Source organism: Actinomyces denticolens, from assembly GCF_002072185.1.
In the GTDB taxonomy this organism is placed as follows: Bacteria; Actinomycetota; Actinomycetes; order Actinomycetales; family Actinomycetaceae; genus Actinomyces; species Actinomyces denticolens.
Map to the genome: position 1 here is coordinate 1 of NZ_MVIW01000060.1, position 9,969 is coordinate 9,969.

Genomic DNA, 9,969 nt, shown 5'->3' on the forward strand with positions numbered 1-9,969 from the left:
GAGCCTCCTTGCGAGCAGGTTTTCTTGGTCGAAACCCATGCTGACGCACGGCTCCGCGTGCCCTCGTCTACGACACACCCACCTTCCCGCACCACCCCAACGATCCCCACCCACCCGCCATCACTCCCGGTGAGAAAGGCTCAATGAGCATGTAGAACCAGCAGCGATGCCGTCGATCTGCTTGGTCTGGTCGCTCTTGAGCCTGACCTCGCCTTTCGTCCCGTCCGAGCATTCGTAGGTGATTCGGTATCCTGCGGCGGGTTCGACGAAGGGTGGTGCGTCGTCGGTCTCATCGGCGGCGGAATCCGCAGCACCGAGAGCCGTCGGCATGCGCTTCCCGTCGTCGACGATCACCCTCTTGGCGATCTTCAGCGAGCCGACGTCCTGAGGGTCCGCATTGGCCTCTGCCAGTACCGGGCCGCTCAGCCCGGGGACGAGCATGGCGGCCGCGGCGAGTGCGGCCAGGCAACCGGGGATTCTGGTGAGTCCTCGTGGCGCAGCGGTAGTTCGCCTGCCGTGGCGCAGTGGGTGGGTCATCGGTATTCCTTCGTGTCGGAGTCGGTGAGTCGGTGACTCGGTGGATCAATGCGTGCTTCCCGGCGTCGTCACCGAATCGTGAGTCGATTGGTGTGATGCTGCGGTGCGATGACGTCTGTTGGGGCGGAATCACTCGGGGCCAGGGGCGCCCATCGGATCTCCTCGGGCGAGAGGGCCGACCAGCTCTCCTCCAGGCCGGGAGAAGCCCCGGCGTCGGGGTCCTCGGGCGTCGCGGCATTGCGGAGGGAGATCGCGCCGTCGACCCCGATCTGCGTGGGTGTCGCTCCGGTGTCTTCACCGCCGCCCTCACTGCGCGTGCCCGCTGTCGTCGCGCTCATCCGGGGGCCGGTCCAGTAGCCGTCGTCGGAAGTCGTCCGACTATGCGCCGCTGCGCCGTCCGCGCGCCCGGGACCCTTGGCGTCCTGTGCGTCTCTCGCGGGGGAGTTGGGACCGTTCTGGTCATCGTCATCCTTGGCGGCGGCGGCTTTGGGCGGGTAGCCGGTGCGCCAGAGGTAGAGGCCGACGGCGATGACGACGCCGGTGATCCAGACGGCCCACCAGGGGAAGCCGGGGATCTCGGGCTTGGCTCCGGCGGCGGCGAGGTCGTCGGCGGGGGTGGGGGTGATGCGCTCGGCTGTGACGAGGATGCGGTGGGTGTTGATGCCGAGCGGGGTGCAGGTGACGAGGGTGACGAGGTCGCGGTCGGGGTCGGCTCGCAGGGACTCCGTCTCCTCGGGGGCGACGACTTTGGTCTCGATGACCTGGTAGCTGAGGACCTCGCCGAAGACCTCGAGGGTGAAGGTGTCTCCGACGCCGACTTGGTCGAGGTTGGTGAACATGGTGGCGTTGGCGAGGCCGCGGTGCCCGGTGATGACGGAGCGCGTGCCCTTGCCGCCGACGGGCAGGGAGGTTCCTTGGAGGTGGCCGAGGCCGGCCAGGAGGACTTCGTCGGAGGTGCCGTGGTAGATGGGGAGGTCGAGGTCGATGGTGGGGATGCGCAGGCGGCCCATGAGTCCGACGGCGTTGGCGGAGAGGATCTTGTTGTAGTCGAGGGAGTCGTCGGGGTGCTCACCGGCGCCGGTGGGGATGTTGGTGTTGGCCTCGAGGATGGCGCCGGAGGAGAGGGCGTTGTTGTAGGCGTGGGCCTGGGCGAGCTGCTCTTCGGCGGCGGGTCTCGCGTTGTCGACCTGTTCCTCGTAGTCGGCGACGACCTTGGACTGGTTGTACTGGCTGATCCAGGAGGCGACGCTGGGGTAGGAGAAGAGTGCGAGTCCGGCCAGGGCGAGGACGGCGGGGATGAGGTTGATGATGCGGAGTCGCCAGCGGCGCTTGGCGCCGGGCTCGGCACGGTGGGTACGGCGGGCGCGGCGCTTGGATGAGCGCTTGGCGGTGGCTGCGGCGTCGGCGCCCGGGGTGGTGGGCGTGCTGCCGGGGGTGTCCGCGCCGTCGGCACGATCGGGGCTGCCGGGGCTGTGGGTGGCGCTTGCGGCGTCGGCTGTGCCGGTGGTGCTGCTCATGGCGGCTCGGGCTCCTGGTGGGTGGGCGGGATGGGGGCGGCGCGGGCGGGACGTGCGGAGGTGGCGGGGAGGCTGGTGCCTCCCCGCCACCTCATGCGTGGTTGAGGGGCTGGTGCCATCCGGCGTGGGGCGCGGTCACGCCTTCGCCGGAGTGGTCATCAGGCCTCGTTGACGCGGCGCTTGCGGGCAGCGAGCACGAAGCCGACGGCGATCGCCATGAGCGACAGGCCACCGACCGTCATGAGGATCTTGCCCGCCGCACCCGTGAGGGGCAGCTGCGGAACGGTGGTCTTGGTGTTGTTGACCGTCACCTGGTTGGCGGTGGTCGCGTCACCAGCTGTCACCTTGAGTGCAGTCTTAGCGGCATCGCCTGCCGGGAGAGTGAAGCCCGCAGGAGCCTTGGTCTCCACGAGCACGTAGCAGCGCGTGGTGTGGTCAACGGCCACCTGAGTGACGCCAGCGGCTCCCTGCTTCGAGTCGACGAACAGACCCTTGATATCGAACTTACCCTGAGCATCGGTGGTGAAGACGTCCTTGCCGTCCACGACAACCTTGGCCGACTCATCGATAGCGGTGTTGGGATCGTTCTCAGCGATCTCAGTGGTGCAAGTTCCCTCCCAGGGACTCTTCGCGTTGTAGATCTCGAAGGTCGCTCCCTCAAGCGCCTGCTGGCTCTGGTTGTCCTGCTTCAGCAGAGAGGCAGCGCCCCAGGCGGTGACAACCGTGTTCGAAGGCACGGGCGTGTCGCCGCCGGGAGGAGTGGTCGGCGGGTTCTCCGGAGGAGTGTTGCCCGGAATGGTGTCGACGTAGAGGTTCGCCTTGTTGTTAATGGCGGCAGCGACCGACTGCGTCTTCGCAGTGAAGGTGACGGAGATGACACTTCCCGCCTTGTTCTTCAGCCCCTCCAGACCAGTCTTGGTGAAGGAGATGTTAACCTCGTTCCCAGTGACCGTAGTCGTGTACCAGCTCTGATCAATTGCGGCGCCATCGATGGTCACGGAGTTGGCCTTCACGGCAGGAGAGGCGTAACTAGCATCCATCGGGTCAGAGATCATGAAGTGCTTGAAGGAGACGTTCGCACCAATCTTCGGCACAGTCGCAGTCACCGGGAACTCAACTTGAGCCTCCCCATTCAGGCCATAGGAAACGACGTTGACGGCCTTGGTCGGAGCGTCGATCACCACGTTCTTCGGGTAGACATTGACGTCGTAGATCCACTGGCCGTTACCGTTCGCCGCAGCACCATTGTTGGCATTCTGCGTGGTGTTGGGGAAGGGGACAGTCACGACGAAGGGGGCGGCCTTCTCAGTGACGTTAGCAGGAGCCTCGGTCTCACAGACAAGGTAAGCACCAACCGCAAGATTGTCGATACTGGCCTCACCCTGGTCGTTCGTAGCGCCGGATTCGGACTTCTGCGCGGCCTGGACCGTCAGGGTGCCGACGGTCCCCGCAGGGGTCTTGAAGTCGGCTCCACAGGCATTGTTCGGAACTGCCAGGTTGGACAGGGTGGTCCATGCGTCGTTGGTCTTGAGGTCGGCGTCCAGCTTGTAAGCAGTGAACTTCACCCCCGCAACCGGCGCACCCTTGGTACCGGTTACCGTTCCGTCAGCAGTGCCCGGCGTAGCGGTATCAGACTGGACATGCTTATGGATGAGGATCTTTCCAGTCGCATCGAAGTCGATGTTGCCGGGGCCGGAGGGGGCGGCCAGGGCCGTAGCGCCGAGGCCGGAGAGGCCCAGGCAGAGGACGCCGGCGACGCCGAGCGTTCCTCGGGAGAAGCGTGTTGCACGCATGGGTAGGGATTTCCTTTCAGGATGTGCCCGGGGATGGGCTGGCGCCACGATTTGGGAGTACCGTGCGGGCTCTCATGCGAGAGGCCCTCGCGCCATGATTGATGGAAACTTGTGGGAAGCACCGGCGGGAACCGGCCCTGGGATCAAGCAACCGTTCGATCAGCCCACCCCCTTAACGCCGGGCGAGTGCCGGCTCAGGACTGGGGCTATCAGGATGGAGCATATCGGCTCTCCGGCTCGGGAGAGTCCCGGGGCGATTGCGATCCGATCTCTGATCGTCGCGCGAGCTCGCCTCATGGCCGCCGCCTCCTCCGACGTCGACGGACGATCTCTGCGACCACGGTCGCGGCGAACAGTCCCGCCGCTCCCATGAGGAAGGCGTCCGCCCCCATGCCCCCTGTGAGCGGCAGCGTGGGGACCGGGCTCTTCTGGTTGGTGAAGGGGGCGTCGAAGGCGTAGTCCCGTGCGTCGGCGGCGATGGTGAACTCATGCGCCGCGCTGCTCAGGGCGTAGCCGGCGGGGGCCTTCGCCTCCACCAGGCTGTAGGCCTGCGCGCTCCATGGCAGGTCCGCCAGCTTGAATCGCCCGGGGAGCGGGTCCTGATCGAGGTACGCGCCCACAGCGCAGGCGGCCTGCTCGCAGTCCTTGACAACGGTGCCCGCAGGGACACCCGGGCCGGTCAGTGCCCACTCGGATCCGGCAAGCCCCTCATCGGTGTCCGCATCGACCTTCTGCCAGGTCACAGACCCCTTCTCGGGCTCGTTCCCGATCGCGCCGTTCTCATCGACTGCTCCCCCGGCGGCCAGGGTCGCGTCGAGGGCGGATGGCTTGATCTGCGGGAAGGTGTAGGTCTCCCTGCTGGGCAGATAACCCTGCGGGGCGGCGTGCTCCGTGATGGAGTACGTCCCCCACTTCAGGCCCGTCAGAGAGAACCGACCGGGCGCGGGATCCTGATCCTCGTAGTCGCCGGCGGAGCATACGCCGGACTCGCAGTCAGTAACCACGATGCCGTCAGGCACCTCCGGGCCGCTCAACGCCCATGCACTGCCGCCCAGCGCATCGCCGGTAGCGGCATCGCGCTTGCCCCAGGCCAGTGATCCGGGCTTGGCGGTGTTGGTGATCTCGCAGGAGACGCGGTCCAGGTTGTTGACGGTCAGCGTGGCCGCGCCAGTACTGTCCGTCGCGCCGACGGAGGAGGAGTACGTCCTGTTGACATAGTTGGTGTCCCGGATGGTTCCCGGCGTCTCGGAGCACGTCCATTGCCCGGCCGTGTACCCGGCAGCGCGCTGATCGCTGGAGGACTCGGTCAGGCCGACCCGACCGGCGGCAATGGCCAGCGGGCGATCGCCCGTCGTCCCCTCGGCGGAGATCGTCGCATTCTGCCCCTGGGCGGAGACCGTCCACTGCTCGGGGGTCAGTCCCGGCACCTCGTCGGTCTCGTAGGGGTTGTCCACCTTCTTCGTCAACTGGATGGTGGGGACGCGGATCGACACCTTGTAGTCCTCCACCTCGCCGGTGGCCGTGATGCCGGTGGGCTGCTGGTCGTCGCCGTTGTTGTCGTTGGTGATGCGGATGCGCATGTAGGAGTCGGCCCTGGAACCGGTCTCCCCATCGACGCTGCGCACCGTGTTGGTGACGTCTGCCGGGACGCTCCAGGTCAGCGTCGCCCTGCCGCCGAGGCAGGCGACCTCATCGCTCTTCTCCCGGGCCGCGAAGGCGCCGTCGTTGTTCCAGTCGATCCATCCGGCGACCTTCCCGGAACCCGCGCATTTCACGTACTGCTGCAGCTTCTTGCCCGGCCCCGTGGTGATGCCGCGGGAGCCACCGCTCCACGCCGAGGTATCGATGGCGTCCTCATCGTCCCTCCACCAGGCGTTGTCGTCGTCGCCCAGGGCATCCGCGCTGAACTCCTGGTAGCCCTCGGCGTCGATGTACGTGCCGAGCACCGGCGAGCTCTGGTCCATGTACATCCAGGCCTGGTCGACGCCGAAGACGTCCGTCGTGCGGGAGACCTCCCCACCGGCCCACTTCGGCTCGAAGAGGGCGCCGGCATTGCCGTACGAGCGCGGGGCGTCGCCGAAGTCGGTGGCGACGATGAGCCCGAGGGCGACGGCGGAGTAGCCGGCGCCCTGCATGGTGATCGTCGCGCTCGTCGCCCCCTGCATGAGCATGACCGCATCGGGCCCGCCCAGGCCGTTCGGGTTCTTATACGAGCCCGGCGTTCCGTCCGCGCCCTTCTGGTAGACGCATTCCTCGTCCGTGGGCATGAGGCGCAGCGTCCGACCGCCCCCGGAGATCTCGGCGTTGGTGGTCACCTGTCGCCCGGTCGTCTTGGAGTAGCATCCGCGCGAGCGCATCGTGTCCAGGACGCGCCAGGTCACCGGCTGGCTGGTCGAGGCCTGGATCCACTCGTCATTCCACTCGGTGGCCCAGTCCTTGATACCGGATCGCTTCGAGGAGGCCTCCGCGTCGGCGAAGACGAGGCCCTGGAGCGGGATGTTCTTCACTGAGCCGTCCGAGCCCCGCAGTTCGGCCTTGCAGGAGTAGTCGACGCTCACACGCGCGGAAACACCGGTCGGTTCCGTGCTGGAGCCGGGATCGCCCCACTTCTTTCCGTCCCAGGTGCCCTCACCGTTGTACGCATAACCATTGGCCAGGCCGATGACCATCTTGTTCCGATTGACGTAGTCATTGGGATATGTGAGGCCGGCATGCCACGTCGCGCTGCCGTCCTCCCACTGACCAGGGCCGCCGACGTTGTAGAGATTGTCGAGGGCATCGCCGGCCCACGCGCCGGGGATCGTCGCCACGAGCGGGCCCTTGGACTGCGCCTCGGGAATGTCCGGCTTGTGCCCGAGGTGCTGCAGGTTGGACAGGGTGCAGGTCGTCACGAGCTTGCCCGCCTCCCCCAGATCCCGGGTGTTGATGAAGTCCTTCGTCTGGTTGTAGCCGAGCACGGGGACATTCGGCTTGTCCTGGCCGTCGAACTTCGAGTAGTCCGCCCACTGGAGCCACTGGATGGCATCCACATAGCGCCCGCGCCCATCGGTCGCGAAGATCGCCGGTTGTGACGAATCACCAGGCGCCGCCTGGGCCGACTGGGGAAGAACGGCCGGGGTCGACAGGCCGAGGACGACGCCGGCGCCGAGCAGCGCAGTCGCCCCTGCGATCCGAGCACGGCGTCGAAGATGGGAACGAAATGACATGTGGAGGGGATTCTCTCTGTAGAGCCGCGGGGCGGCGATGGCCCCACTCAGGGACGCGGCTTGGGATCAGGCGGGCGGCCGCGGGGACGGCGTTCCGCACGTGATGAGCCGCCCTCTCGGCGTGCTCACGATCGACTGTACGCCCGCTTGATCACAGCGGACTCTCACCGGCATCACATCTGCATCACAATCACCGGAGGAATGAGAAGCGCATTCTCGCAGCGCAGAGCCCTTATCGACGCCTTAACAAGGCCTTAATGGAGCGTCAGCGAGCGCGTCGACGGCGGATGATCGCTGCGATGGCCGCCATCCCCGCCAGCCCCGCCCCGACCAGGTAGAACATGTCCGCGCCCATGCCACCGGTGAGCGGAAGGGCGGGCACTGGGCTCTTGCCGTTGGTGAAGGCCCGGGGGAAGGCGCAGTCCTGGGGCGCGCCATCGGCGGCGCTCGTGATCTTGAAGGAATGAGGAGTGACGTCCAACGCATACCCGGCCGGGGCCCGATGCTCCGTCACCGTGCGGGTCGCGCCGTCCGCGGGCAGCCCCGCCACCTTGAAGTACCCCGGGCGGGGGTCGGCGTCGAAATAGGTACCGCCATTGGCCTGAGCGGCGCAGTCTCCGGCCGCGCAATCCGCGATGACCGTGCCCGCCGGGATATCGGCGGCGGTGAGCTCCCACTGGGAGCCGGCCAGCGCCCCACCCGTGGCGGCATCGGTCTTCGACCAGGTCACCGCGCCCACAGCACGGTCATTCGTCACCGTGCCCAGGCCGAGCGAGAGCACGCCATCCGTCCGGGGAGAGCGATGATCGAGCGTCCCCGTCCTCCGGTCGGCGGATTTCACGTAGCCCGCCGGCGCGGCCGACTCAACGATCGTGTAGCCGCCCCACAAGGCGGTCAGCCGGAAACGGCCCGCTCGCCCATCCCGATCCAGGCTCGCCTCCTCGCAGGTACCCACGCAGTCGGCCACCTCGAAGGACTGCGCCTGCGAGCCATCGGACCTCGTGCGCGTGAGCGTGAAGACCGCCCCGCCCAGGGGAGTCACGCCGTCGGTCTCCGTCTTAGTCCAGGTCACCGCGCCCTCCTGGGCGCTGTTCGTGATCTCGCACGTGATTCGGTCATGGTTCTTGACCGTCAGCGTTCCCGTCCCCGCGCCCTCCTGAGAGACCACTGCGGAGGAGTAGCCGGCGGCGCTGTCGGTGGCGTAGCAGGTCCAGGCCGACGAGGAGTACCCGCCGGCCGCCGGGTTGGCCGAGGACTCCTGGAGGGAGAGCTCGCCCGTGGGGACCGCTGTCTCAGCGACCTGCCCGGATCCGCTGAGGAGCTGGTCGCTCCCGCGCGCGGCCGTGAGCGTCCACTGATCCGCCGCAATGCCCGAGCCGTTGGCCGAGTCGTTCACGACGTTCTTCTTCAGAGTGAGCGTGGGGAGCAGGACGGTGATCTCGCCGTGGTCCTCCACCTCGCCGTTGAGGGTCATGCCCGTCGGGGAGGGGATGAGCGGGGAGCCATCCGGGTTGCTGTCGTCCGTGATGCGCAGGCGCATGAAGGTCGATGCCGAGCCGGCCTCGCCGGGAACTGAGCGCTTTGCGTCCGCCGGCACCGTCCAGGTGAGCGCCGCCTGAGTGCCGTCACAGGTGGTCGGGGTGCCATCGGGATTCATCGAGGAGCGCTCGCCGTCGTCGAAGGCGCCGTTGCGGTTCCAGTCGATCCAACCCACCACCGTGGCGCCCGCGCCGGCGCACCGGACGGTGGTGCTCCAGTCGGCACCCACGGATGTCCGCACCGTCAGCCCCGGCGAGCCCTCCGTGCCGATCGCGTCCTCGTCGTTCACGATGCCATCCGAATCGTCACCGGAGGCATCTGCCGAGGTGGGCTGGGAGGGCTCGGCGTCCGTGACGTCGCCGAGCCGCAGGCGCGGCGCGCCGGCCTCGGCGACGCCGCCCCGGGCCTGCGCGGCAGTGAAGTTGTACCAGGTCCCCGAGGCCTCAACGGGCGCAGGCGAAGTGGCGATATCGGCCGGTTCCGTCCCACCCGGCTTGCCGCCCCGCCAGGTCGGCTGGAAGACCGAGGCGGCCTCCCCGTAGGAGGCGGGAGCATCCCCGTAGTCCACATAGGTGACCACGCCCAGTGCCATCGCGCTGACGCCGCCGCCCTTGAGCTCCACGTAGCCGCCGTCGGCGTTCTCCATCAGCAGGACCGAGGAGGGGCCATGGCCGACATTCCTCACCGCCCAGGTGGCGCACTCCAGTCCATCGGGGCGCAACTGCATTCCTCTTCGCGCCCCGGAAGGGTAGGGGAAGGTGTACTCCCCGCCCATGGAGCTCGTGGCGCAGCCGGGCGAGCGAGTGCTCTCGAGGAGACGGAAGCTGACATCCTCATCCGGCAGGCCGTCCATGGGGATCGGATCGACCGTGATGGACTCGCGACTTCCGGCCGTGGGCGACCAGTTCGAGGCCTCGGCATCCGCGTAGGCCATGCCCGCCATGGGGATCCGCCTCTTCGGCAGGCCGTCGAGTTCGCTCTTGGCCGGCTTGGTCGCCGACTGGATCGCATAGGTCTCGCACTCTAACTTGAAGTAGGCGTTCGCCGACTTCCCGTAATTTCCGCCCTGCATGTTGGAGATACCGATCGGAAGGTTCGACCGCACATTCTTCTTCCTGTAGTCGACGGTCTTGTCCGACCAGTTCGGATCGGTCTCCGCTCCGTTGTCGTAGCGCGAGGAGTCGTTGTAGAGCCGCGCCAGGCCATCACCCACCCAGGCCCCGGTGATGTACCCGAGTCGCAAGCCGAAATCGCTATTGAGTCTTTCTCACCGGGGTTGTTTGTTGAGGTTGATGATGACGAGGGCTGTGGCGGTGATGTGGGTGATGGTGTGCGGGCCTGGGGGTGACGTGTTGGAGGGCCTTGAGGTGCTTGAGC

Annotated in this window: 5 protein-coding genes; all 5 read right to left on the reverse strand. The window is 67.3% G+C overall.

Annotation, left to right across the window (positions count from 1 at the left end; translation table 11 throughout):
- Positions 1-120: 120 nt before the first annotated feature.
- A complete protein-coding gene (locus B1H55_RS11585) occupies positions 121-537 on the reverse strand; it encodes a DUF5979 domain-containing protein (RefSeq protein ID WP_143163914.1) in 417 nt (138 codons plus the stop codon).
- A gap of 68 nt (positions 538-605) precedes the next feature.
- Entirely contained in the window at positions 606-2,054 is a 1,449-nt protein-coding gene (locus B1H55_RS11590; RefSeq protein ID WP_073454592.1) for a class C sortase, read from the reverse strand.
- A 158-nt stretch (positions 2,055-2,212) separates the two neighbouring features.
- Positions 2,213-3,847, reverse strand: a complete 1,635-nt coding sequence (locus tag B1H55_RS11595; protein ID WP_073454594.1) for a SpaH/EbpB family LPXTG-anchored major pilin — start codon at positions 3,845-3,847, stop codon at positions 2,213-2,215.
- Between the two features lie 293 nt (positions 3,848-4,140).
- Complete coding sequence (locus tag B1H55_RS11600; RefSeq protein ID WP_077241108.1) at positions 4,141-7,053, reverse strand: CshA/CshB family fibrillar adhesin-related protein; 2,913 nt, start codon at positions 7,051-7,053, stop codon at positions 4,141-4,143.
- Positions 7,054-7,318: 265 nt separating this feature from the next.
- On the reverse strand, positions 7,319-9,835 hold the full coding sequence (locus B1H55_RS11605; protein ID WP_077241109.1) for a CshA/CshB family fibrillar adhesin-related protein: 2,517 nt from the start codon (positions 9,833-9,835) through the stop codon (positions 7,319-7,321).
- Positions 9,836-9,969: the final 134 nt, after the last annotated feature.